At 71.3% G+C, this 24,682-nt stretch carries 17 protein-coding genes; 12 read left to right on the forward strand and 5 right to left on the reverse strand.

The window, feature by feature from the left end:
* Positions 1 to 16: 16 nt before the first annotated feature.
* Positions 17 to 1,561, reverse strand: coding sequence for an alpha/beta hydrolase (locus ACIRA5_RS33185; protein WP_403697095.1), 1,545 nt, complete (start codon positions 1,559 to 1,561; stop codon positions 17 to 19).
* A 99-nt stretch (positions 1,562 to 1,660) separates the two neighbouring features.
* Entirely contained in the window at positions 1,661 to 4,459 is a 2,799-nt protein-coding gene (locus tag ACIRA5_RS33190; protein WP_403697098.1) for a YbhN family protein, read from the reverse strand.
* Positions 4,460 to 4,645: 186 nt separating this feature from the next.
* Between ACIRA5_RS33190 and ACIRA5_RS33195 the strand changes: the two genes are divergently transcribed.
* The 5 genes from ACIRA5_RS33195 to nudC all read left to right on the forward strand — a co-directional run bounded on the left by ACIRA5_RS33195 (position 4,646) and on the right by nudC (position 14,979).
* Positions 4,646 to 5,011, forward strand: coding sequence for an MGMT family protein (locus ACIRA5_RS33195; protein ID WP_403697100.1), 366 nt, complete (start codon positions 4,646 to 4,648; stop codon positions 5,009 to 5,011).
* 302 nt (positions 5,012 to 5,313) lie between these two features.
* The gene (locus ACIRA5_RS33200) at positions 5,314 to 8,709 is read left to right on the forward strand and encodes an ATP-dependent helicase (RefSeq protein WP_403697103.1); all 3,396 of its coding nucleotides are present in this window, start codon (positions 5,314 to 5,316) and stop codon (positions 8,707 to 8,709) included.
* Positions 8,710 to 8,850: 141 nt separating this feature from the next.
* Positions 8,851 to 12,486: a UvrD-helicase domain-containing protein gene (locus tag ACIRA5_RS33205; protein WP_403697106.1), complete on the forward strand. Its 3,636-nt coding sequence runs from the start codon at positions 8,851 to 8,853 to the stop codon at positions 12,484 to 12,486.
* Between the two features lie 10 nt (positions 12,487 to 12,496).
* A complete protein-coding gene (locus tag ACIRA5_RS33210) occupies positions 12,497 to 13,909 on the forward strand; it encodes a dipeptidase (protein WP_403697109.1) in 1,413 nt (470 codons plus the stop codon).
* Positions 13,910 to 14,028: 119 nt separating this feature from the next.
* Positions 14,029 to 14,979, forward strand: a complete 951-nt coding sequence (gene nudC, locus ACIRA5_RS33215; RefSeq protein ID WP_403697112.1) for an NAD(+) diphosphatase — start codon at positions 14,029 to 14,031, stop codon at positions 14,977 to 14,979.
* A gap of 129 nt (positions 14,980 to 15,108) precedes the next feature.
* Here nudC and ACIRA5_RS33220 read toward each other — a convergent pair whose 3' ends face one another.
* Positions 15,109 to 15,351, reverse strand: coding sequence for a mycoredoxin (locus ACIRA5_RS33220; protein WP_054228181.1), 243 nt, complete (start codon positions 15,349 to 15,351; stop codon positions 15,109 to 15,111).
* A 226-nt stretch (positions 15,352 to 15,577) separates the two neighbouring features.
* Between ACIRA5_RS33220 and ACIRA5_RS33225 the strand changes: the two genes are divergently transcribed.
* From ACIRA5_RS33225 to ACIRA5_RS33245, 5 genes are all read left to right on the forward strand, one after another.
* The gene (locus ACIRA5_RS33225; RefSeq protein WP_403697115.1) at positions 15,578 to 17,773 is read left to right on the forward strand and encodes an ATP-dependent DNA helicase UvrD2; all 2,196 of its coding nucleotides are present in this window, start codon (positions 15,578 to 15,580) and stop codon (positions 17,771 to 17,773) included.
* A gap of 164 nt (positions 17,774 to 17,937) precedes the next feature.
* Positions 17,938 to 18,261 carry a hypothetical protein gene (locus ACIRA5_RS33230; RefSeq protein WP_403697118.1) on the forward strand — a complete coding sequence of 108 codons (324 nt, stop codon included), beginning with the start codon at positions 17,938 to 17,940 and terminating at the stop codon, positions 18,259 to 18,261.
* 175 nt (positions 18,262 to 18,436) lie between these two features.
* Complete coding sequence (locus ACIRA5_RS33235) at positions 18,437 to 18,805, forward strand: WhiB family transcriptional regulator (protein ID WP_054228178.1); 369 nt, start codon at positions 18,437 to 18,439, stop codon at positions 18,803 to 18,805.
* Positions 18,802 to 19,125 (forward strand): hypothetical protein, encoded by a 324-nt coding sequence (locus ACIRA5_RS33240; RefSeq protein WP_054228177.1) that lies wholly within the window; start codon positions 18,802 to 18,804, stop codon positions 19,123 to 19,125. Before ACIRA5_RS33235 ends, ACIRA5_RS33240 begins: the two co-directional genes overlap by 4 nt.
* Positions 19,126 to 19,243: 118 nt before the next feature.
* Positions 19,244 to 19,468: a hypothetical protein gene (locus ACIRA5_RS33245; RefSeq protein ID WP_129592095.1), complete on the forward strand. Its 225-nt coding sequence runs from the start codon at positions 19,244 to 19,246 to the stop codon at positions 19,466 to 19,468.
* A gap of 30 nt (positions 19,469 to 19,498) precedes the next feature.
* Here the strand turns inward: ACIRA5_RS33245 and ACIRA5_RS33250 are convergent, their stop codons facing one another.
* Positions 19,499 to 20,875: an ABC1 kinase family protein gene (locus ACIRA5_RS33250; RefSeq protein WP_403697123.1), complete on the reverse strand. Its 1,377-nt coding sequence runs from the start codon at positions 20,873 to 20,875 to the stop codon at positions 19,499 to 19,501.
* Entirely contained in the window at positions 20,868 to 22,049 is a 1,182-nt protein-coding gene (locus ACIRA5_RS33255) for a TOMM precursor leader peptide-binding protein (RefSeq protein ID WP_352045934.1), read from the reverse strand. The genes ACIRA5_RS33250 and ACIRA5_RS33255 overlap by 8 nt, the downstream gene beginning before the upstream one ends.
* A 217-nt stretch (positions 22,050 to 22,266) precedes the next feature.
* On the opposite strand from ACIRA5_RS33255, the gene ACIRA5_RS33260 reads away from it, so the two are divergent.
* Positions 22,267 to 22,863, forward strand: a complete 597-nt coding sequence (locus tag ACIRA5_RS33260) for a M48 family metallopeptidase (RefSeq protein WP_352045935.1) — start codon at positions 22,267 to 22,269, stop codon at positions 22,861 to 22,863.
* Between the two features lie 137 nt (positions 22,864 to 23,000).
* The gene (locus tag ACIRA5_RS33265) at positions 23,001 to 24,677 is read left to right on the forward strand and encodes a TerD family protein (RefSeq protein WP_403697129.1); all 1,677 of its coding nucleotides are present in this window, start codon (positions 23,001 to 23,003) and stop codon (positions 24,675 to 24,677) included.
* Positions 24,678 to 24,682: the final 5 nt, after the last annotated feature.

Here is a 24,682-nt window from a genome sequence, read left to right on the forward strand (position 1 = left end):
TGGGATGGCGTCGGTTCTAGGTGCAGACGGTTCCCGCGGGCGGTACGGTCCCGTCCAGCAGATAGCCGTTCACCGCGTTGTGCACGCACTTGTTCCCGCTGTCGTAGGCGCCGTGCCCCTGGCCCTTGTAGGTCACCTCGACGCCGACGCCCTTGCCCAGCGCGTCCACCATCTTCTTCGCGCCCTGGTACGGCGTGGCCGGGTCGCCGGTGTTGCCGACCACGAGGATCGGCGCCGCACCGGTGGCGCTGACGTCCGGGTGGTCGGCGGCGCCCGGGACGGCCCAGTTGGTGCAGCTGAGCATGCCCCAGGCCAGAAAGTCGCCGAAGAGCGGTGAGGCGCCCCGGAACGCCGGCAGAACGGCTTGCACGTCGGGGATCGTGTACCGCGGTTTGTCGTCGGCGCAGCTGATGGAGACGTTGGCCGCGTAGAGGTTGCTGTACTGGCCGTTCTGGCTGCGCCCGTTCATCGAGTCGGACAGCAGCATCAGTACCTTGCCGTCACCGCTGTACGCCTGGTCCAGGCCCTCCGTCAGGTACTCCCAGAAGTCCTTGGAGTACAGCGCCTGCGCGATGCCGTTGGTGGCCTCGGTCTGGGTGAGCTGGCGTGGGAAGACGCCGGGGATGGGCTTGCTGTCCAGGTCCTTGAGGAGTTTGGCGATGCGGTTCTTGACGTCCTGCGGGGTGTCGCCGATCGGGCAGGGCTCGGCCTTCGAGGTGCAGTCGTTGGCGAAGTTGTCGAGTGCGAGCTGGAAGCCCCTGGCCTGTCCGAGCGCGCTCTGTTCCGGGTTCTGCGTCGGGTCGACGACCGCGTCGAAGACGGCGCGTCCTACGTTCTTGGGGAACAAGTGGGCGTAGACGCCGCCGAGTTCGGTGCCGTACGAGATGCCGAAGTAGTGCAGTTTGGCGTCGCCGAGCACCTGGCGCATGAGGTCGATGTCGCGGGCCGCGTCGGTGGTGCCCACGTGGGGGAGGGTCCGCCCGGAGTTCTTCTCGCAGGCCGCGTTGAACGTCTTCGTGTTGCTGAGGAGGTTCTTCTGCTCGGCGGCGTCGTCGGGGGTGGCGTCCTGCTGGAAGAACACGTCGAGTCGGCTGTCGTCCTCGCACTTCACGCCCGCGCTGCGGCCGACCCCGCGCGGGTCGAAGCTCACCAGGTCGTAGCGGGTGCGCAGCTTCGCGTAGTCCTCGCCGAAGGCGGGCAGCGTGGTGACGCCGGAGCCGCCGGGGCCGCCGAAGTTGAAGATGAGGGAGCCGATACGTTTGCTCTGGTCGCCGCTCGTCCGCGCCCGGATCAGCGCGATCCCGATGGTGTCGCCCTTGGGGTCGGCCCAGTCGAGGGGTGCCTTCATGGTGGCGCACTGCCACTGTGTGCCGCCCGGCAGGGGAGAGGGAGCGTTGCCGCCGCCCTCGGACTCGGCGGGGGCCGGGCAGTCCTTCCAGCTCAGCTTCTGGGCCGGCAGGTCCTCGCTGTTCGAGTTGTCGCTGCAGCCCGTCAGCACGGCGGACAGCACAGCGACGGAGAGCGCCAGCGCAGCGGCGCGCGGCGGAGACGGGTTCGGCATGCTCCCCATCCTGCGGTCGTGCGGGGCGGGGCGCTCGGGACACGGGCCGTGCGGGTGAGGGCGCGCGGGGGGCTCGTACGGGAGGGTCGGCGCGGGGCTCTAGAGGGCGCCCTTGCGGGTCAGGTGGTTGAAGAACAGCCAGCCCGGAAGCACCGGAAGCCACAGCGTCAGCAGCCGGTACAGCAGCACCGCGGGAGCGGCGACCTCCTTGGGGAGCCCCACGGCGATCAGACCGACCGTGAGGGTCGCCTCGACGGCGCCGACCCCACCGGGGGTCGGCGCCGCGGAGCCGAGCGCGTTACCGGCGAGGAAGACGACGGCGACGCTGGCGAGGCTGAGCGTGGTGGGCTGCTGGTGGCCGAAGGCGCGGATCGACGCGTCCAGGCACATCACGAAGCAGGCGGTCAGCAGCAGCATGCCGCCGATGCCGGTGATCAGCTTCTGGGGCCGCTGGAGCACGTCGAGCATGCGCGGTACGACGCCCGCGAACAGCGACCTCACGCGCGTGCTGACGAATTTACGCAGGAACGGCACCGATGTGACGACGAGCACCAGTACGGCGACCGTCAGCAGACCGGCGATGACCGTGCGGGAGGGCGACAGGGACGGCGTTTTCTCGGTGCCGGTCAGATAGCCGAAGGACAGCAGCATCAGGATGTGGCAGCCGAGCCCGAACAGCTGGGACGCGCCGACACTCGCCACCGCGAGCCCCGGACGCACCCCCGCACGCTGCAGGAAGCGCGTGTTGAGGGCCACACCGCCGACCGCGGCGGGCGCCACGATCTTCACGAACGAGCCGGCGACCTGTGCCGCAACAGCCCGCATGAACGGCACCCGCTCCGGTACGAAGCCGAGCAGCGCCATCGCCGCCGCGAAGTAGCTCACCGCGGAGAACAGCACGGCCGCCGCGACCCAGCCCCACTGGGCGTTGTCGAAGAGGGTTCCGAACTCGATGTGGGTGAGCTGCGTCAGCAGGAAGTACCCGCCGATGGCGCCGGCGATGAAACTGATCAGTGTGCGTGGCCGCACCCGCTCCAGGCGGGCCGGTTCGACCGGCGCCTGTGGGCGGATCCGCAGCACCTGGTGGCGGATCTGGGTGAGGAGATCCTCCTCGCGCGCTTCGTCCAGTGCCTCGTCTATCGCCCGCTTCTCGGCCCGCTGTTCCGCGCGTACGGCCTTCTTGCCGGGCTTTTCCACCGCGGCCTCGGCGTGCTGGGCCTGTTCCGCGCGGGCGAGCTTGTTCTGCCGGGAGGCCTCCAGGACCGCGTCGCGTTCGCGCTGGGCGCGCTCCCGGGCCAGCCTGCGCAGCGTCGCGCGCGTGGAGCGCGTCAGCGCGATGGGCTGCAGCAGCGGCAGGCAGTCGGCGATCGCGTCCGGGCCGAGCACACCGACGGCCGACGCCACCGTCCGCTCGGCGCCCACGCGCAGCCCCAGCGTGGTCAGCAACTGGGCGATGTCCATGCGCAGCAGCAGATCGCCGGCCGCGATCTCACCGCCGCGAAGGTCGGTGAGGATCACCATGCCGGAACGATCCACCAAAATCGCGTCACCCGCGAGCCTGCGGTGTGCGATGCGTCGCGACTGCAAGGCCTGCACCTGATGCCAGGTGTCGCGCAGGAGATCGTCGGTGATGAGTTCGTCGGGCAGCGAGTCCAGTGTGCGCCCGCCGGTGTGCTCGTAGACGAGCATCACGGCGTCCGGGCCGAGCTCGGAGGTCGCGATCAGCTTCGGGGCGTTGGCCCCGGCCGCGATGGCCGCGTAGGCGAGGAGCGCCTCCTGCTCCAGGGCCTGGCGCAGCGACTGGAGACTGCGACGGGTGGCGAGACCACGCAGCGTCAGGTTGCGCCACACTCGGTAGAAGAAGCCCTGCGCCTGCTGCTCGCGGTCGACCACGGTGACGTCCAGCGGCGGGCCGTCCTCCAGGGTGACGAAGTAGCGCCGCCCGCGATCGCCGTTCTCCGTGGTGTCGGGCGTGTCCTCGCGGGCCGCGCTGACGGGGTGGAAGCCGACGTGCCGCAGGCCGGCCATCAGCGTCCGCCCGGTCGGACGCACGTTCGGTGAGCCGACCGCGTACAGCGTCCCGTACGCGACGCTCCAGCCGATCAGCACCGTCAGGATGATCGAGAACGGTGTGGTGTAGCCGGTGACCAGCATGGAGAAGGCGTCGAGGAGCAGCACCACCCACAGCACCGCGCGCCAGCGCGGTCTGCGGGACATCCCGACGGCAGTCATGTACGCGATGACCGGCGCCAGATAGCCGTGTACCGGGTCGGTCAGGGCGTGGATGTCACCCGGCGAGGGCTGGGTGAGCGCCTCCTGGATGGAGTTCGGGGCGCCCTTGGCGACCCACAGGTCCGTGGCGAGTGTCACTCCGTGCGCGAGCACCGCGGCCAGCACGCCGTCGGCGATGCGCAGCCCGTCCCGCTTGATCAGCCGCTCGATCGCGAAGGCGACCGGCACCAGGAGGATCGCGATGCTCGACGCCAGACCCGCGATCTTGATCAGCAGATCGGGTGCCTGGCCGGTGCCCTTGTTGATGTCCTGTTCGAGCCCCGAGGTGGTGCCGTGCGCGAACGCGGCGATGGCCAGCAGCACGGCGATGGCGAGGACGCCGACCATGAGCCGCATCAGATCCGACGGACGGTGCACGCGCGCGGGCAGCAGCGGTTCGTCGCCCTCGACCTCGTCGTTGTGGACCTCGTCGCCGCAGTCGTCCGCCGGATCGAGTCGCTTCTGGGCTCGTCCGTGGGTGTCAGGAACGGGTTCTTCGTCCACCGTCGTGGTCGGCTCGTCCGCCGCCTCGCCCGGGTCCATCGGGCCGGTATCGCCGGTGTCCGGACGCGACGAGGCCGCGGAGGTGCTCTCCGCGTCTTCGGGGTGCACGCCCTGCTGCCTCATCGTCTCTTCTTGATCTCGTATCACCAGTCACCGCCCGCACGATGGTGGCATGCCCCACCGACACACGGGGGCATCAGGGTGCAAATACGGGGGCGCACAGTCTGCCCCAAGTGCGCCTTCGTGGCGAGGGATACGCACAGTCACCGCATCGTCGCACTGTCGGTGGGATGGGGCAGGATGGGGCGGATGAGCGAGGAGAGCCTGCCGGCGGATGCCCTGCCGGAGTACGCGGAGCGGGTCCTTGAGGTCGCCGAGTCGATCCCGCCCGGGCACGTGATGACGTACGGGGACGTCGCCGAGTGGCTGGAGGAGGGCGGACCGCGCCAGGTGGGCCGGGTGATGGCCCTCTACGGAGGAGCGGTCCCGTGGTGGCGGGTCGTCCGCGCGGACGGCGCGCTGCTCCCGGGCCACGAACTCGATGCGCTGGGTCACTACCGCGACGAGGGCACGCCCCTGAAGGAGGCGAGCAGGGCCTCCGGGGGGCATCTGCCGCGCATCGACATGAGGCGGGCGCGATGGGACGGCGGCGAACGCGCGCAGGGTCACACCTGACAGCTTCCGGCATCGGACGGGGCGATGGGGAACCTGTGGCCCGTACGGGGGAAACGGGGCACGCCCGTGACATGCCGTACGTTCGAGAGCCGGGGGACGCACGTGGTGCGAGGGAAGAAGGGGAAGCCCTCCTTCCACGATGCTCACCGGCGTAGCGTCGACGGCACGCATCCGCTTCACCCCGCGGCCACCGCCCTGAACGCGCGGCGCTCCTCCCACCCGTCGCCCGACCACCACCCCTCAACGACGGCGCTCCGCGCCGGCAGTGATATCCCGCACAACCTCCAGGACCGGCGAACCACGTGAGCTCCTCTTCTTCCACCAGGCGCCTGTCGCACCCCCAGGTGCGGCAGGGGACCCGCGGCGCGTACCGACTGGTACGTACCGCGCCGGTCCGAGTGGGGCCCCCTCGTCTGGACGCAGAGCAGCGCGCGGTGGTTGACCATGACGCGGGACCGCTGCTCGTGCTGGCCGGCCCCGGCACCGGCAAGACGACCACGCTCGTCGAGTCCGTCGCAGCGCGAATCGCGCGGGGCGGCGACCCGGAACGCATCCTGGTGCTGACCTTCAGCCGCAAGGCGGCCGTCGAACTGCGCGACCGCATGGCGCTGCGCATAGGGGCCGCCCGCGCTCCCCGGGCGACCACCTTCCACTCGTTCTGCTACGCCCTGGTCCGCGCCCACCAGGACAGCGACCTGTTCGTGGAGCCCCTGCGGCTGCTGTCCGGACCCGAGCAGGACGTGGCGGTGCGCGAACTGCTCGCGGGCCAGCCCGACCTGGAGCGGCTCGGTCTCGCCCATGTCCGCTGGCCGGACGAGCTGCGCGCCTGCCTGACCACGCGCGGCTTCGCCGACGAGGTCCGCGCGGTGCTGGCGCGCAGCCGCGAGCTGGGCCTGAGCCCCGACGCCCTGACCGCCTTCGCCCGGCGCATCGGCCGCCCCGACTGGGGCGCGGCCGCCGCCTTCCTCGCCGAGTACCTGGACGTTCTCGACCTCCAAGGAGTGCTCGACTACGCGGAACTCGTCCACCGCGCGGTGCTGCTCGCCGGGCGTCCGGGCGTCGCCGAACGCCTCGCCGCGCAGTACGACGCCGTCTACGTGGACGAGTACCAGGACACCGATCCCGCGCAGGTCCGGCTGCTGCACGCTCTCGCCGGCGGCGGCCGTAACCTGGTCGCCTTCGGTGACCCCGACCAGTCGATCTACGCCTTCCGGGGCGCGGACGTGAACGGCATCCTGGACTTCCCCGACGCCTTCCCTCGCGCGGACGGCCGCCCCGCGCCGGTCGAGGTGCTGCGCACCTCCCGCCGCTCCGGCGCCGCCCTGCTGACCGCCACCCGTCTGATCACCCAGCGCATGCCGCTGACCCGCCTTCCGGCGGAGAAGGTACGCGCCCACCGCGAGCTGTCTCCGGTACGGGACGGCGGCGCCGTCGAGGTCTACACGTACCCGACGGCGGGCACGGAGCTGGACAACATCGCGGACATCCTGCGTCGCGCTCATCTGGAGGACGGCGTCCCCTGGGGCGACATGGCCGTCCTGGTGCGCGCCGGCTCCCGCACGATCCCGACGATCAGGCGGGCGCTCACCGCGGCGGGCGTGCCGCTCGACATCGACGGCGACGACCTGCCGCTGCGGCACGAACCGGCGGTCACGCCCTTGCTGACGGCACTGCGGGCGGTGGCGCGCGCGGAGTCGGGTACGGCCGCGCCCTCCGGCGGCGACAGCGACATACCTGAAGACGCCGACGTACCTGAGGATGCCGATGCACCCGAAGACATCGACGTCTCTGAGGATGCCGATGCGCAAGCCGCGCCCTGGCTCGACACCGAAACCGCGCTCACCCTGCTCGCCTCGCCTCTCGCGAGCATGGACGCGGCCGATCTGCGGCGTCTGGGGCGTGCGCTGCGCGAGGAGGAGCGCGCCGCGGGCAACCACGTACCGCCGCCCTCCGACGAACTGCTCACCCTCGCGCTGGCCGAGCCGGAGCGGCTCGTCGCGCACGACCCGGCGTACGCCCGGGGAGCCCAGCGCCTCGGCGCGCTGCTGCGCAAGGCGCGGGAGCGCCTGGCGGGCGGTGGGACGGCCGAGGAGGCGCTCTGGGACCTCTGGGAGGGAACACCGTGGCCGCAGCGCCTGGAGCGGGCCGCCCGACGCGGTGGCGCGGCCGGCCGCAACGCCGACCGTGACCTCGACGCCGTCTGCGCGCTGTTCGCGACCGCGGCCCGCGCCGAGGAACGCACGGGCGGGCGCGGCGCCCTCAACTTCCTGGAGGAGATCGAGGCCCAGGACATCGCCGCCGACACGCTCACCCGCAGGGCGGTGCGCCCGGCCGCCGTACGCCTGATGACCGCGCACCGCTCCAAGGGCCTGGAATGGCGCCTCGTCGTCGTCGCGGGCGTCCAGGAGGGCCTGTGGCCGGACCTCCGCCGCCGCGGCTCCCTGCTGGAGGCAGACCGCATCGGACGCGACGGCCTCGCCGAACCCCTCACCCCCGGAGCGCTCCTCTCCGAAGAGCGCCGTCTGTTCTACGTGGCCGCCACACGCGCGCGTGAACGCCTGATCGTCACCGCAGTGAAGGCCCCCGCCGACGACGGCGACCAGCCGTCCCGCTTTCTTACCGAACTCGGCGTCGAACCCAGGGATGTCACCGGCCGCCCCCGCCGCCCGCTGTCCGTCGCCGCCCTGGTCGCCGAACTGCGCGCCACCACGGTCGACCCGCGGGTCTCGGACACCCTCCGGCAGGCCGCGGCCCACCGCCTGGCCAAGCTCGCCGCACTCGGCGACGAGGACGGCCGCCCTCTCGTGCCGTCCGCGCACCCCTACCGCTGGTGGGGCATGTACGAGCCGACCGAGAGCAAGGTGCCGCTGCGCGACCGCGACCAGCCCGTCGTGCTCTCCGGAAGCGCCCTCGACCAGCTCGCCAACACCTGCGCCCTGCAGTGGTTTTTGGGCCGCGAGGTCAAGGCCGACGCGCCCGCGACCGCCGCCCAGGGCTTCGGCAACGTGGTGCACGTCCTCGCCGACGAGGTCGCCTCCGGACGCACCCCCGCCGACCTCGCCGTCCTCATGGAACGCCTGGACTCCGTGTGGAACGCGCTCGCCTTCGACGCGCCCTGGAAGTCCGCGCAGGAGAAGGAGCACGCGCGTGTGGCGCTCGAACGCTTCCTGAAGTGGCACGTCGACTCCAACGGCGTTCGTGCGGGACGTGTGCCGGTGGCCAGTGAGCACGACTTCGACGTGACCCTGGAGGCGGGCGACTACGAGGTGCGCATCCGGGGCTCCATGGACCGTGTCGAGACGGACACCGAGGGCCGCGCCTACGTGGTCGACTTCAAGACCGGCAAACACGCGCCCAGCGCCGCGGAGGTGGCGCACCACCCGCAGCTCGCCGTCTACCAGCTCGCCGTCCGCGAGGGGGCCGTCGACGACACCTTCGACGGCGTACGCCCCGAGCCGGGAGGGGCGGAACTCGTCCAGCTCCGCCAGGGCGCCGCCAAGAAGAACGGCGGCGAGACCCTCCCCAAGGTGCAGGCCCAGGAGCCCCTCGAGGGCGAGTGGGTCGGCGACCTGCTCGCCACCGCGGCCGGGAAGGTCCTCGACGAGCGGTTCTCTCCGACCACGGGACAACACTGCACACACTGCGCTTTCCGGGCGTCGTGCAGCGCTCGGCCCGAGGGACGCCACGTGGTCGAGTGAGGGGCTCAAGTCGAGTGAGGGGCTCAAGTGGACGTCACGTCAGCGAGTGACGTACGGCACCACACGTGTTGACCAGCACTTCTTCCGTCCCGGTGGCCGATGTGGCCTCCGCTGTCAGTGGGCGCCGCTAGCCTCTCCGACATGCCCGCCCGTATCACCGACCCCGAGCAGCTCAAGGAGCTCCTCGGCATCCCGTTCACCCCGGAGCAGACGGTCTGCATCACCGCACCGCCCGCCCCGCAGGTGATCGTGGCCGGAGCCGGATCGGGCAAGACCACGGTGATGGCGGCACGCGTGGTGTGGCTCGTCGGCACCGGACAGGTCGCCCCCGAGCAGGTCCTTGGTCTCACGTTCACCAACAAGGCGGCGGGCGAACTCGCCGAGCGCGTCCGCAAGGCGCTGATCAAGGCCGGAGTCACCGACCCGGACGTGATCGACCCCGACAACCCGCCGGGCGAGCCGGTGATCTCCACCTACCACGCCTTCGCGGGCCGCCTGCTGACCGACCACGGCCTGCGCATCGGACTCGAACCGACCTCCCGCCTGCTCGCCGACGCCACCCGCTATCAGCTCGCCGCCCGCGTACTGCGCGAGGCCCCGGGACCGTACCCGGCGCTGACCCGCTCCTTCCCGGACCTTGTCGGCGACCTCCTCACACTCGACTCCGAGCTCGCCGAACACCTCGTACGGCCCGAGGACCTGCGCGCCTACGACGCCGAGCTGCTGCGCTCCCTGGAGGGCGCCAAACTCACCAACGCCGACCTGCGCAAGGTCCCCGAGGCGGCCGCGGCCCGGCGTGAACTGGCCGAGCTGGTGGGCCGCTACCGATCGGCCAAACGTGAGCGCGACCTCCTCGACTTCGGCGACCAGATCGCCCTCTCGGCCACTTTGGCCCGCACCCGCCCCGAGGTCGGTGAGATCCTCCGCGACGAGTTCCGGGTGGTGCTGCTGGACGAGTACCAGGACACCTCGGTGGCCCAGCGCATCCTGCTCGCCGGACTCTTCGGCGGCGGCACCGGCCACCCCGTGACCGCGGTCGGCGACCCCTGCCAGGCCATCTACGGCTGGCGCGGCGCCTCCGTCGCCAACCTCGACGACTTCCCCGAACACTTCGCACACGCCGACGGCCGCCCCGCGGCCCGCCAGGCGCTCAGCGAGAACCGTCGCAGCGGCGGTCGCCTCCTCGACCTCGCCAACGGCCTCGCGGAGCCCCTGCGCGCCATGCACGAGGGCGTGGAGGCCCTCCGCCCGGCCCTCGGAGCCGAGCACGACGGCCAGGTCCGCTGCGCGCTGCTGCGCACCCACGCCGAGGAGATCGACTGGCTCGCCGATTCCATCGCCCACCTCGTACGCATCGGAAAGGCACCCGGCGAGATCGCCGTGCTGTGCCGTACGGCGGGCGACTTCGCCGAGATCCAGGGCGCGCTCGTCGCCCGGGACATCCCGGTCGAGGTGGTGGGCCTCTCCGGGCTGCTGCACCTGCCCGAGGTCGCCGACCTCGTCGCCGTCTGCGAAGTCCTCCAGGACCCCGGGGCGAACGCCTCCCTGGTCCGCCTGCTCACCGGCCCCCGCTGGCGGATCGGCCCGCGCGACCTCGCCCTCCTGGGGCGGCGCGCCCGCCTGCTCGTGTCCCACGCGCGGGTGGGCGCCGACGAGGACCCGGACCGCCGGCTCGCCGCGGCCGTGGAGGGGGTCGACCCGGCCGAGGTGATATCCCTCGCGGACGCCCTCGACACGTTCCTGGAGATGCCCATCGAGGCCGAAGGGGACGACGACGAGCTGCCCTTCTCGCCGGACGCGCGGGTGCGGTTCGCGCGGCTCGCCGCCGAGCTACGCGACCTGCGCCGCTCGCTCGCCGACCCGCTGATGGACGTCATGCACCGGGTGCTCGCCGTCACCGGCCTCGAGGTCGAGCTGTCCGCCTCCCCGCACGCGCTGGCGGCCCGCCGCCGAGAGACCCTGTCGAACTTCCTCGACGTCGCCGCGTCCTTCGCCGCGGGCGACGGCGAGGCCACACTGCTGGCCTTCCTCGGCTTCTTGCGCACCGCCGCCCAGTACGAGAAGGGCCTCGACAACGCCCTGCCCGGCGGCGAGAACACCGTCAAGGTGCTCACCGCGCACAAGTCCAAGGGCCTGGAGTGGGACGTCGTCGCGGTCCCCGGACTCGTCACCGGCACCTTTCCCAGCGGCCAGGGCCGCGAGAAGTGGACCGCCCAGGGCAAGGTCCTGCCGCACGAGCTGCGCGGCGACGCCGACACGCTCCCCGAGATCGCCACCTGGGACGCCAAGGGCATCAAGGCCTTCCACGAGGCCATGAAAGACCACCAGCACACCGAAGAGCTCCGCCTCGGCTACGTCACCTTCACCCGCCCCCGCTCACTCCTGCTCGGTTCCGGCCACTGGTGGGGCCCCTCCCAGAAGAAGCCGCGCGGCCCCTCGGACTTCCTCGACGCCCTCTACGAGCACTGCGCCGCCGGACACGGCGAGATCGAGGTCTGGGCCGAGGAACCCGCCGAGGACGAGGAGAACCCCGCCCTGCGCGAGGCGGCCGCCGACCACGCGTGGCCGCTCCCGCTCGACGACGCGGCACTGGCCCGGCGTCGCGCCGCCGCCGAGACCGTACTCGCCCACCTGGAGCGCGTGGCGTCCCACGAAGAGCCCCACCCCGGGGCGGAGGGAGCCCGGCACACGGCCGACCACGACCCCACCTCGTACGACGATCCGGACTGGCCACCCCCGCCCGAGGACGGCGACCCCGCGTACGACGACGTGGCCTACGGGGACGACGACCTCCCCCACGACGGCTTCCCCGACGGGGACGAGTCCGACTGGGACTCCTGGTCGACCGACCGCCCAGAGGACCGGCCGACGCGACCCGCGCAGGACCGCCCGACGGTCCCGCACCAGGCATCGGCTCCGGGGGCTCGCCCGCACCCTGCGAAGTCGCACCCCGCGAAACCGCACCCTGCGAAACCGCACCCTGCGAAACCGCACCCTGAGGAACCGCATCCGGAGGAACCCGCGCACCTCACCCCGGAGGAGGCCCGCACCCTCGCCTCCTGGGACCGCGACCTCGACGCCCTGACCGGAGAGCTCCTGCGCGCCCGCGCGAGCGTCACCGACGTCCCCCTGCCGGCCTCGCTCACCGTGACGCAGCTCATGCGCCTGGCCGCTGACCCGGACGGCTTCGCGCAGGAGCTCGCGCGCCCCATGCCACGCCCCCCGCAGCCCGCCGCGCGCCGCGGAACGCGCTTCCACGCCTGGCTGGAGTCCCGCTTCGAAGAGCTGCGGCTGCCGATGCTGGAACCGGAGGACCTCCCCGGCAGCGACGCCGAGATCGCCGACGAACGCGACCTGGAGGAGCTCAAGGACGCCTTCGAGCGCACTCCCTACGCGCACCGCACCCCCCACCGCGTCGAGGCACCGTTCCAGCTCGCCATCGCGGGACGCGTCGTACGGGGCCGGATGGACGCCGTCTACCGGGCGGAGGGCGACGCCGGCACGACGTACGAGATCGTCGACTGGAAGACAAGCCGCACCGGCACCGCCGACCCCCTCCAGCTCGCCCTGTACCGCCTTGCCTGGGCCGAACAGCAAGGCGTGCCCCTGGAGTCCGTCAAGGCCGCGTTCCTGTACGTCCGCAGCGGTGAGGTGGTCCACCCGGAGGAGCTCCCGGACCGCGCGGCACTGGAACGACTGCTCACACAGGACCCGGCGGACCCACAGGAAGCGTCGGCCGGGGATCCGCCGGACGAACACGCCTCCGTGGGCGGATAGGCTCGTGAGCATGAGCAAGCCCGTTGACAACGCCGTCAGCACCGTCCGCACGTACATCCAGAACCACCGCACGGCCTTCCTCGACGACCTCGCGGAGTGGCTGCGCATCCCTTCGGTGTCGGCCCAGCCCGACCACGCCGCGGACGTGGCACGCAGCGCCGACTGGCTCGCCGCCAAGTTGCAGGAGACCGGCTTCCCGACCACCGAGGTCTGGGCGACCGAGGGCGCCCCCGCCGTCTTCGCCGAATGGCCCGCCGAGGACCCCGGGGCTCCCACGGTTCTCGTCTACGGACACCACGACGTGCAGCCCGCGGCCCGCGAGGACGGCTGGGACACCGACCCCTTCGAACCGGTGCTCCGCGGAAACCGCCTCCACGCGCGCGGTGCCGCCGACGACAAGGGCCAAGTGTTCTTCCACACACTCGGCGTCCGCGCCCACCTCGCCGCCACCGGGCGCGGCGCACCGGCCGTGAACCTCAAGCTCCTGATCGAGGGTGAGGAGGAGTCCGGCTCCCCGCACTTCCGCGACCTCGTCGAAAGCCACGCCGACCGGCTCACCGCCGACGCGGTGATCGTCTCCGACACCGGCATGTGGTCCGAGGACACCCCCACCGTGTGCACCGGCATGCGTGGCCTCGCCGAGTGCGAGATCGAGCTGTACGGGCCGCGGCAGGACATCCACTCCGGCTCCTTCGGCGGTGCCGTGCCCAACCCGGCCACCGCAGCCGCCCGCCTTGTCGCCGCCCTGCACGACGAGCACGCGCGCGTAGCCGTCCCCGGCTTCTACGAAGGCATCACCGAACTCACCGAACGCGAGCGTGAGCTCTTCGCCGAACTGCCCTTCGACGAGGAACGCTGGCTGAGCACAGCCAAGTCGACGGCTACCTACGGAGAGGCCGGACACACCACCCTGGAGCGCATCTGGGCCCGCCCCACCGCCGAGGTCAACGGCATCGGCGGCGGTTACCAAGGCCCTGGCAGCAAGACGATCATCCCGTCCTCGGCGACCGTGAAACTCTCGTTCCGGCTGGTGGCGGGTCAGGACCCGGACCACATCGAGAAGGCGGTCCGCGCCTGGGCCGCCGACCGGCTGCCCGCCGGCATCCGGCACGAGATCACGTTCGGCGCCGCCACCCGCCCCTGCCTCACACCGCTGGACCACCCCGCCCTGCAGTCCGTGGTGCGCGCCATGGGCCGCGCCTTCGAACAGCCGATCCGTTTCACCCGCGAGGGTGGCTCGGGACCCGCGGCCGACCTCCAGGAAGTCCTCGGCGCCCCCGTGCTCTTCCTGGGTATCTCCGTCCCCTCCGACGGCTGGCACGCCCCCAACGAGAAGGTCGAACTCGACCTCCTCATGAAGGGCGTCGAAACCAGCGCCTACCTGTGGGGCGACCTGGCCGAGAACTGGCGCGAGGCACACTGAAAGAGCCCGCCTCCACCCTTCCTGAAAAGTCCGTCCCCACCCCGAACAGCGCCCTTCGCACCCGCCCTGCTGAACCGCCCGCCGAAATAACCGTTCCACCGGGGGAGTTGGAAGCACCCGTGACCACCTGGACCGACCGAACCGCCGACCGTCCCATCTCGCTCACCGCCCCGAGCGGCATCGACAGGGCCGCCCACCACCGGCTCGACGAGGCCTGGCTCGCGGCGGCCTGGAGCCACCCCACCACCCGCGTCTTCGTGGTCTCCGGCGGTCAGGTGCTCATCGACGAGACGGCGGACGGCACCACCGAACTCGTCATGACCCCCTCCTTCGAGGCCCCGCTCACCGAGGCGCACCGCTACTTCCTCGGCACGGACGACGACGGTGTGAGCTATTTCGCACTCCAGAAGGACGCACTGCCCGGCCGCATCGACCAGTCCGCCCGCTCGGCGGGTCTGCGCGAGGCGGGACTCCTGCTCTCACCCCGCGACGCGGGTCTGATGGTGCACGCCGTCGCCCTGGAGAACTGGCAGCGGCTGCACCGCTTCTGCTCACGCTGCGGCGAGCGCACCGTGATCGCGGCGGCCGGACACATCCGCCGCTGCCCCGCCTGCGGGGCCGAGCACTACCCGCGCACCGACCCGGCCGTGATCATGGCGGTCACGGACGACGAGGACCGCATCCTGCTCGGCCGCCAGGTGCACTGGCCCGAGGGCCGCTTCTCCACGCTCGCCGGCTTCGTCGAACCCGGCGAGTCCATCGAGCAGTCCGTGCGCCGCGAGGTCTTCGAGGAGGCGGGCGTCACCGTCGGCGAGGTCGACTACGTCGCCAGCCAGCCCTGGCCGTTCCCCTCCAGCCTCATGCTCGGCTTCATGGCCCGCGCCACCTCGTCCGAGATCAACGTCGACGGCGAGGAGATCCACGAGGCCCGCTGGTTCTCCCGCGAGGACCTGCGTATCGCCTTCGAGTCCGGCGAGGTACTGCCTCCGTTCGGCATTTCCATCGCCGCCCGCCTGATCGAACTCTGGTACGGCAAGCCCCTGCCGCGCCCAGGAGCGGTAGCTGCCTGACCGGCACACACGACACCGCTCGCGCGAGTGGCGCAAGTCACACAACAGGGGCGGTCCTTGAGTCAGATTCAAGGACCGCCCCTGTTTTTGCCCTCGGCAACCGCCGGGGGCGCACCGATGGTGAACCGCTTACGCGCCGATCTTCTGCTTGACCTGCGCCAGCGAAGGGTTGGTGAGCGTCGAGCCGTCCGCGAACAGCACGGTCGGAACCGTCTGGTTTCCGCCATTCGCCTTCTCCACGAAGGCCGCGGACTCCGGGTCCTGCTCGATGTTGATCTCGTTGTACGCGATGCCCGCGCGGTCCATCTGGCCCTTCAGTCGCGTGCAGTAGCCGCACCACGTGGTGCTGTACATCGTCACAGTGCCCGGCATGTGTCTCGCGCTCCTTTGCTGCTGGGGGTGCGTTGTCGCAGAGGTGGAACGTACGCGAGCGGGCCACCATTCCCGTGCCCGGGTACCCCGGCCCGGTACATGGGTGCACCTCGCGGCAGACGGGTGAGCAAGAGCACGCCCAGCGCCTGCCGCATTAGTACGACTGCGAGGGCCTCCCTGTGGACAACCGGCTCATGCGTCTCCGCGGACCTGGCAGCATGGCGGGGTGACAGCAGCAACGCACTCCACCCTCTTCCCGCAGGCACCGGACACGGCCGACGCGGTGCTCGACGGGCTCGACCCCGAGCAGCGCGAGGTCGCCACCGCCCTGCACGGTCCGGTGTGCGTGCTGGCAGGCGCCGGCACGGGCAAGACACGAGCGATCACCCACCGCATCGCCTACGGGGTGCGTGCCGGGATCCTCCAGCCCTCCAGTGTGCTCGCCGTCACCTTCACCAACAGGGCCGCGGGCGAGATGCGCGGCCGGCTCCGCCAGCTGGGCGCTGGTGGTGTCCAGGCCCGTACGTTCCACTCCGCCGCGCTGCGCCAACTCCAGTACTTCTGGCCGAAAGCGGTCGGTGGCGGCCTGCCCCGGCTCATCGACCGCAAGATCCAGCTCGTCGCCGACGCGGCAGCCGCCTGCCGCATCCGCCTCGACCGGGGCGAGCTGCGCGATGTCACAGCCGAGATCGAATGGTCCAAGGTCACCCAGACCGTACCGGCCGACTACGCGGCCGTCGCGGCCAAGACCGGCCGTCTCTCGCCCCGCGACCCGGCCGAGATCGCCCAGCTCTACGCCACGTACGAGGACCTCAAGCGCGACCGCGCCGTCATCGACTTCGAGGACGTCCTGCTGCTGACCGTCGCGATCCTCCAGGACCGTCACGACATCGCCGAGCAGGTCCGCTCCCAGTACCAGCACTTCGTGGTCGACGAGTACCAGGACGTCAGCCCCCTCCAGCAGCGACTCCTGGAACTGTGGCTCGGCGAGCGCGACAGCCTCTGCGTCGTCGGCGACGCCAGCCAGACGATCTATTCGTTCACCGGTGCAACTCCCGACCACCTGCTCGACTTCCGCACCCGCCACCCCGGAGCCACCGTCGTCAAGCTCGTCCGCGACTACCGCTCCTCACCCCAAGTGGTGCACCTCGCCAACGGCCTGCTCTCCCAGGCCCGCGGCCGGGCCGCCGACCACCGCCTGGAACTGATCTCCCAGCGTGCCCCGGGCCCCGAGCCCGTCTACGCCGAATACACAGACGAACCCGCCGAGGCCGAGGGTGCCGCCCGCCGCATCCGCGACCTCATCGCCTCCGGCATCCCCGCGGGCGAGATCGCCATCCTCTTCCGCACGAACTCCCAGTCCGAGATCTACGAACAGGCCCTCGCCGACGCCGGAGTGCCCTACCAACTGCGCGGCGCCGAGCGGTTCTTCGACCGCCCTGAGGTGCGCAAAGCAGGCGCCGCCCTGCGCGCGGCCGCCCGCTTCGGCGCCAACGACTCCCTCCTCGACGACGCCGTCGGCCTGCCCTCCCAGGTCCGGGCGGTGCTCTCCGGCGAGGGCTGGACCAGCCAACCCCCGGCCGGATCCGGCGCCGTCAGAGAGCGCTGGGAGTCACTGGCCGCCCTCGTCCATCTCGCCGTGGACTTCGCCGCCGCCAAACAGGGCGCCACCCTCGGTGACCTCGTGGCCGAGCTCGACGAGCGCGCGAGCGCCCAGCACGCCCCGACCGTCCAGGGCGTCACCCTCGCCTCCCTGCACTCCGCCAAGGGACTGGAGTGGGACGTCGTCTTCCTGGTCGGCGTCGCGGAGGGCATGATGCCGATCACCTACGCAAAGACCGACGAGCAGATCGAGGAAGAACGCCGACTCCTCTACGTCGGAGTCACCCGCGCCAGAGAACACCTCCTCGTCTCCTGGGCCCTGTCCCGCTCACCCGGCGGCAGACCCAACCGTCGGCCCAGCCGCTTCCTCGACGGGCTGCGCCCCGGCTCCGTCGCCACCGCTGGCCGCAGCGCCGGCGGCGGTCCAGGAGGCATCGAGCGCGGCATCGGAAGCAGCGGAGGCACGGTCGTACGGCGGACGAGCCGGACCCCGGCCCGCTGCCGGGTCTGCGGGCGCACGCTGACCGACGCCGGCGAGATGAAACTGATGCGTTGTGAGGACTGCCCTTCCGACATGGACGAAGGCCTCTACGAGCGGCTGCGGGAGTGGCGGGCGGTACAGGCGCAGCGCAGTGGGCAGCCCGCGTTCTGCGTCTTCACCGACAAGACACTTATGGCGATCGCCGAGGCCGCGCCGGACGACGAGGGCGAGTTGGCGCGGATCCCCGGGGTCGGCGTGCGCAAGTTCAACCGGTTCGGGGCCGATGTTCTGGCCATCTGCGCTGGTCAAGAGCCCCCGGAGGGCGGCGAGGGCGACTGATGCAAACTCGTCGAAAAAATAGTTTGCGCATGCCCCAGCAATCCCCATAGGTTCTTAACCACGGCAGCAGCGGCCTTCTCCGAGGCCCTGGTTCCGTGCTGTACTTAATAGCCGTCGGACTGGCTCACCCCAGTCCCCCAAGACGCCGAGAGGAGGCGATTCCAGTGATCAGCATCAACATCAGCTCCATCAGCACCGCCAAAATGACCGATCCCTCGGTCGTCTCCACGTGCCTGCTCGGCGTCTCGAACCTGGGTACCGGTCTGTCCGGCATCGCTGCCGTCCGGCCGGCCTCCCCTCTGTCTCTCGCGGTTCTTCCCATCCGTGAGCGCAATGAGCGACCGATGAAGGCACTGGAAGCGGCAGTAGTGGCAGAGGCCCAGGCCTATGCCTTTGCGGCAGCCGGTGCCGGATCCCTGAAGCAGACGAAGCAGCACCACACGATGTGGGCCTTCCGTGGGCCTGAACCCTGGAGTGATCCAGCCTGATCTTCGATCAGGCCGGCGCCTTCAGGGCCGCGGAACCCCATCCGGGATCCGCGGCCCTTCTGTTTGTCCCCGACCGGGGACGGCAGAGCGAAGGGGCCTCGGGACAAGAAAAGAACCCGGTACCAGCCGCCAACCGGCCCACCCGGCCGGCACGACCAGACGAGGAAGACCAACCGTGCAACTCGAAGCGCACGCCCCGTCCGTACCGCCTTCCGAAACGATCCCCCCGCCCGGCCTCACGGAGGACTCCACCTTGATCCCGCTCACTGCGCTCACCGCGCTCGACGACGCCATCGAGAACCTCGGCGTACCCGTCCCCTGCCGCTCCTACGACCCGGAGGTCTTCTTCGCCGAGTCGCCGGCCGACGTCGAGTACGCCAAGTCCCTCTGCCGCACCTGCCCGCTGATCGAGGCTTGCCTCGCCGGTGCCAAGGAGCGGCGCGAGCCCTGGGGTGTCTGGGGCGGCGAGCTCTTCGTCCAGGGTGTTGTCGTGGCCCGCAAGCGGCCGCGTGGCCGCCCGCGCAAGAACCCGGTTGCGGCATGAACACCGTAGGAACGATCGATCGCCCCCTGACGCACGACCCCAAGAAACAGGCCCCGATGAAGCCGTCCACCAGCGAGCCCGCAGGCTCCGCCATCCCAGACTTCACCACCACCGGCGCGAACGACTCGCGTCAGAACAGGACCCGCGAGATGCAACTCATCCCAGAAGCCCTGGCTCGTGCGCATATGCACGAGCGACTGCACGAGGCCGAGCGGGAACGCCTGGCCGTGCGCCTGGCCTCCGCCCGTCGGATGCAGCGTCGGGCCGAGCGCGCCTCCATGCGCGCCCGGCGCGCGCTGGCCATGGCGGTCATGCACTAGCCGAAGGCAGTCGCTGCAGTACCAGTAAGCAGTTCCTCGCGGGGGTCGGTCCGAACGGACCGGCCCCCGCGGTGCGTTGTGCCGGGCGAACCGCCGATCACGGCGTTATCGTCGCCGAGTGACGAGTCTTCCCGGGGACAGTGACAGCACCGGCTCCATGCCGCGGCCCGATACGGCCGAGGCCCGGCACATCGTGTGCGCCCGCTGCGGCACCCCGGCCGACGGCCCTCCGCTGACGTGGACCTGCTCCATGGAGAACGGCACCCGCCACTACTTCTGCGACAACTGCGCCCGCAGCAACCTCAGGGCGATCGAGGGGCGGCTGGACTCGGCCTGGTGGTAGGCCGAGCCCGGGGGCCGAAGGCGGCCCGAGTCATGCTCCGGCCGCGGATCCCTCCTCGTCCAGCAGCTCCGCCGTCGGGTCCTCTCCCGGTACGAACCCCGGCAGCCACTCCTCCAGTTCGTCGCGCAGCCGCACCGTCGCGCCCAGCTGACACAGGACTCCGATAGTGCTCAAAGTCACACGATGTATCAGGAGATACGACGGCGGCAGGTTGAGGAGCCTGCCCAACTGGTGTGCGGGGGAGCGGGGGTCGGCGATGCGGGCGGCCTGACTGCGCATCCAGCCGCGGGTGAACGTGAACTCGTCGGCCTGGGCCGGTTCGATGATCGGCAGGAGATAGTCCAGGACCGCGTCGGGTTCGAGCTCTATGGACTCCTTGACGAAGCCCTCCTCACGCAGCAGCTCGTAGACCGCTTCGGCCTCGTCCTCGAGAGTCATCCGGAGGGAGTAGCCGATCGTCGAGGGCAGACCGCCGGGAAGACGGTCGACCGTGCCGAAGTCCAGGACGCCCAGCCGCCAGCCGGTCTTCTCGTCCGGCAGGAGGCGGAAGTTGCCCGGGTGCGGATCGGCGTGCAGCAGTCCGGTACGGGCGGGACCCGAGAAGAGGAACCGGGCCAGCAACTGGCCCGCGCGGTCCCGCTGCTCCTGGGTGCCCTCGGCGATCACCTCCGACAGCGGTATCCCGTCGATCCACTCGGTCACCAGGACTTGGTCGCACTGGTGGACCACCGCCGGGACGAGCACGTCCGGATCGCCCGCGAACTCCGTGGCATGCGTCTCCTGGGCCTCTGCCTCCAGCGCGTAGTCGAGTTCCTCGGACACCCGGTCGCGCAGCTCCGCGATCAGCGGCTTGATGTCCATGCCGGGGATCAGAGGACCCAGGAGCCTGGCGAATCGGCTGAGCTGGGTCAGGTCGGACAGCAGGGCCTCGCCTGCACCCGGGTACTGCACCTTGACGGCGACCTCGCGTCCGTCGTGCCACACCGCCCGGTGCACCTGGCCGATCGAGGCCGCCGCGGACGGCTTGTCCTCGAACTTCTGGAACAGCTCGGACCAGTCCTCGCCGAGGCGCTCCCGCAGAACGGAGTGCACCGTGCGCGTCGGCATCGGCGGCGCCGCCTCCTGGAGCTTCGTCAGCGCCGCGCGATAGGGTCCCGCGACCTCCTCGGGCAGCGCCGACTCGAAGACGGACAGGGCTTGTCCGAACTTCATGGCACCCCCCTTCAACTCGCCGAGGACCTTGAAGAGCTGCTCCGCCGTGCGCTGCTGCAGCTCGCGGCCGACGATCTCCGCGGACTTCCCGCCGATCCTCTTGCCCAGCCCCCAGGTCGCTCGCCCGGCGAAGCCGAGCGGTAGTGCGGCGAGTTTGGCAGTTCGGGTGACTGCCTTCCGGGGAAGATCAGACATGCGCCCTCCAAGTCCCAGACAGCCGTGCCGCGTGCGGCTGTTGCCCCGCCATTGTCTCGTGCGGCTGCCCGTCCTCGGCGGCGCGCTCCCCCTTCTTACTTTTCTCCGCCGCGCCGCACGGGCATGCGGGATGGGACCACACCGGCTTCGCATGCCAGTCGAAGCCCGGCACGGAGGACTCCCAGCGTGCTCCGGCGCTGGAGGGCAGCCGTCCGTCGAGGAAGGTGAGGGCGTGTCCCGCCGCGAGTCCGGCGACCCCGGTCGCCAGCGCGAGGTCGCAGGCCGGGACCTGGTGCGAGGCGCCGGAGCGCCACTGGGCGATCAGGCGTGGCCAGGTCGGGTCCCGGTCGACGCGCTGCTGATCCAGGCAGCCCGCGCAGCCGGTGTCGCCGGGCAGCACCAAGGGGCCGACGACACCCGTTCCCTCCACGACCCCCGCGTAGAGATGGGGGGTGCCGGAGGTGATCAGGGGCTCGGCGACGGCGGGATCGGGGGCGTGCACCGCCAGGCCGTCCCGGGGCGCGAGGATCACCAGGGAGAGACCGAGCTCCTCGCCTTCGGCAGCGGGCCGTGGTGGCCGATCCGGTGCCGCTCGGCGCACCGCGCGCCGGGCGGCTTCCTCCCGGCGCTCGCCGATGGACGCCGAGGGCAGTCCGCCCGGTGCCACGTCCCAGGGTTCGACGCTGCCGATGTCGCGCACCTCGACCTGGCCGACACCGGCGCCGGCCAGGAGGGAGGCCAGGACGACTCCTACCCGGCCGGCGCCCCTCACCTGCACCCGCAGGGAGCGACGGGCGGCCAGATGCTTCAGGGCGTCGCCCGGCGCGCGGGCGACGAGGGACAGGGACGCGAGGTCGGGGCGGAGCCGGTCCAGGACCGCCTTCTTCTCGCGCAGGGCGTCCGCGGCCCGGCCGCCGCCCGTCGCGTCGTCCAGCAGACCCGAACGGGCCAGCCGCTCCACAAGTGCGTCGACATGACCGTCGGGCAGGCCCATCGCGCGACCCAGGTCGCGAAGGAGCGGCAGCCCGCGTGTTCCGTTGAGCAGGTCGAGAAAGCTGCCTGTCGCCGTGTCCACCGGGCCCAGCACCATCGCGTGCGCGGGCGCCATCCCGAACTGCACCGTGTTGAGATCCCGCCAGCCGCGCCGCAGCGCGGGCTTCACCATCGGATGCATGACCGACCCCCGTACCCGTAGAACATCCCCGTGTGTCGGCGGGGTCCGTCCCGGGCCCGCCGATCGAATGCCAGCATGCCCCGCCCGGCCGAACCGTGCCGAAAGTTGTCCACAGGCGGTGGTGTTCGTCGTATAAATCAAGCGCGCGGTGTGCGGATCGGCATCGAACCGTCCAGGGGACGGGACTTCCCCCATGTGCAGCGGGTAACGTCGGGGCGTGCCCGCCGACCCACTGCACCGCGCCGGAAAGCCACAGCGCAGCACGACGAGCCTGCCGCCAAGCGGCTCGGGGGCGAGCGCGATCGAGGTTCGCAGGAGCGCGCGCCGGCGCAGAACGGTCTCCGCGTACCGCGAGGGCGATCGCACCGTCGTGCTCATCCCCGCCCGGATGTCCGAGGCGGAGGAACAGCGCTGGGTCACCGTCATGCTCGACAAGCTGGCCGCCCAGGAGAGCAAACGGGTGCTCGGCGACGCCGAGCTGACCGAGCGCGCCGCGCGGCTGTCGGAGCAGTACTTCGACGGCCGGGCCCGCCCCGCCTCGGTCCGCTGGGTCACCAATCAGAACACGCGCTGGGGGTCCTGCACCCCGGCTGAGGGCAGTATCCGTCTTTCGCATCGCCTGCAGGGCATGCCCGAGTATGTCGTCGACTACGTCCTCGTCCACGAACTCGCGCACCTTCTGGTGCCCGGTCACGGGCCCCGCTTCTGGCGGCTGCTGGAGGCGTATCCGCGTACGGAGCGTGCCCGCGGCTATCTCGAAGGGGTGGTCGCGGCCGAACGGCTGCCGCATCTGCCCGTGGCGAGCGACGAGTAGCGGGCGCGGGCGGCGGCGGACCGTCCCCGCCCGGGGGTGATTGTGTACCGGGTCTGTACCGGCGGCGTTCACTCCCAGAGTTTCCCGTTAGCCTGACGCGACGCAATCGCACACGGGATGGGGGACGGTCGTTACGCATGGCCAGGGAATTCCAACGCGGCCACAAGGCCAGGATCAGTGACCTCACCGCGGGCACGGATCTGTACGTAGGTGTGCAGATCACCGGTCCCGGACTGACCTTCGACATCAGCTGCTTCGGTCTGGACGCCGACGAAAGGCTTTCGGACGACCGGTACTTCGTCTTCTTCAACCAGCCGAAGACCCCCGAAGAATCCATCCAGCTCCTCGGCGCCCAGTCGGGTGACACGGAGTCCTTCCGCGTCACGCTCGACCGGATCCCGGCGCAGATCCAGAAGCTGTCGTTCACGGCGACGATCGACGGCGCCGGACAGATGTCGCAGATCGCCCCCGGATACCTCCGTGTTGTCGCGGGCGGCGAGGAGGTGGCCCGGTACTCGTTCAGTGGCGCGGAGTTCTCCACCGAGCGTGCCGTGATGCTGGGCGACTTCTACCTGAAGGACGTCTGGCGGTTCGCCGCCGTGGGGCAGGGCTTCGACGGCGGACTCGACGCGCTGCTGAAGAACTTCGGTGGTGAGGTCGCCGACGAGCAGCCCGTCGCGCAGGAGCCGCAGGCCACTGCCGCGCCGTCCTTCGCTCCGCCCGCCCAGGCCACCGCACCCCCCGCGTTCGGTGCCCCGGCTCCGGCTCCCGCGCCGGCGCCCGCCGCGCAGGGGTTCACGCCGTCGCCCGCCCCGGCGCCCTCGGTGCACGCCGCGCCGACCATCATCGCTCCGCTGCACACCCCGCCGGGCGGCACCGTGCCGCCGCCGGGCCCCGCTCCGTACATCCGCCCGCCCGGCCCGCCCGGACCGCCGCCGGGCTACGGACAGCAGCCTCCTGGTCAGACGGCTCCCATGCCGCCCGGTTACGGCCAGCAGGCACCGCCCGCGCCCCCCGGCTACGGGCAGCAGGCCCCGACGGCGCCTCCGGGCTACGGCCAGCAGCCGCCGTACGGCCAGGTTCCGGGCCAGGCGCCGGGCCAGCCCGGCGCGCCGTCCCCGTACGGCGTTCCGCAGGGCGCCCCGCAGGGCGGTGCCGGTGTGGCGGCAGCGCTGGGGGCCTACAAGGAGACGCCCACCGGTCAGCGGTGGACCCAGCAGAACAAGAAGCTCATCCGCGTCGACCTCGGTATCGGCGGCCAGCCCGTGCTGGCCCGCCAGGGCAGCATGGTGCTCTACCAGGGCAAGGTCGACTTCAGCTACAAGGGCGCCGGCTTCGCCGGGCGGATCGTGGGCAACGCGACCGGCCAGGAGATGCAGCTCATGCGCTGTACCGGCCAGGGGCAGGTATTCCTCGCCGAGAACGCCACCCACGTGCATCCCATCGAACTCCAGGGTGACGCGATCTGCGTCTCCGCGGAGAGCGTGCTCGCCTTCGACGAGTCCCTCCAGCACGAGGTCCGGCGTATCGAGGGGCATGGCATCCCCGGAGGCGCGCTGTTCACCATGCAGTTCCAGGGGACCGGAACGATCGTCGTGAAGACGCACGGCGCTCCCGTCGTGCTGCCCGTGACGCCGACGACCTTCGCCGACTGCAACGCCGTCGTCGCCTGGTCCGCGGCCTCCCAGGTGATCGTCTCCAGCCAGGTGCGGATGCGCCGCAACGCCTACCCCGGCGACACCGGGGAGAGCGTGAACCTCCAGTTCCGCGGCGCGCCCGGCAATTTCATCGTCGTCCAGCCGTACGAGGTCTGAGGGAG

The sequence above is a fragment of the Streptomyces sp. NPDC096311 genome, assembly GCF_044763085.1.
In the GTDB taxonomy this organism is placed as follows: domain Bacteria; phylum Actinomycetota; class Actinomycetes; order Streptomycetales; family Streptomycetaceae; genus Streptomyces.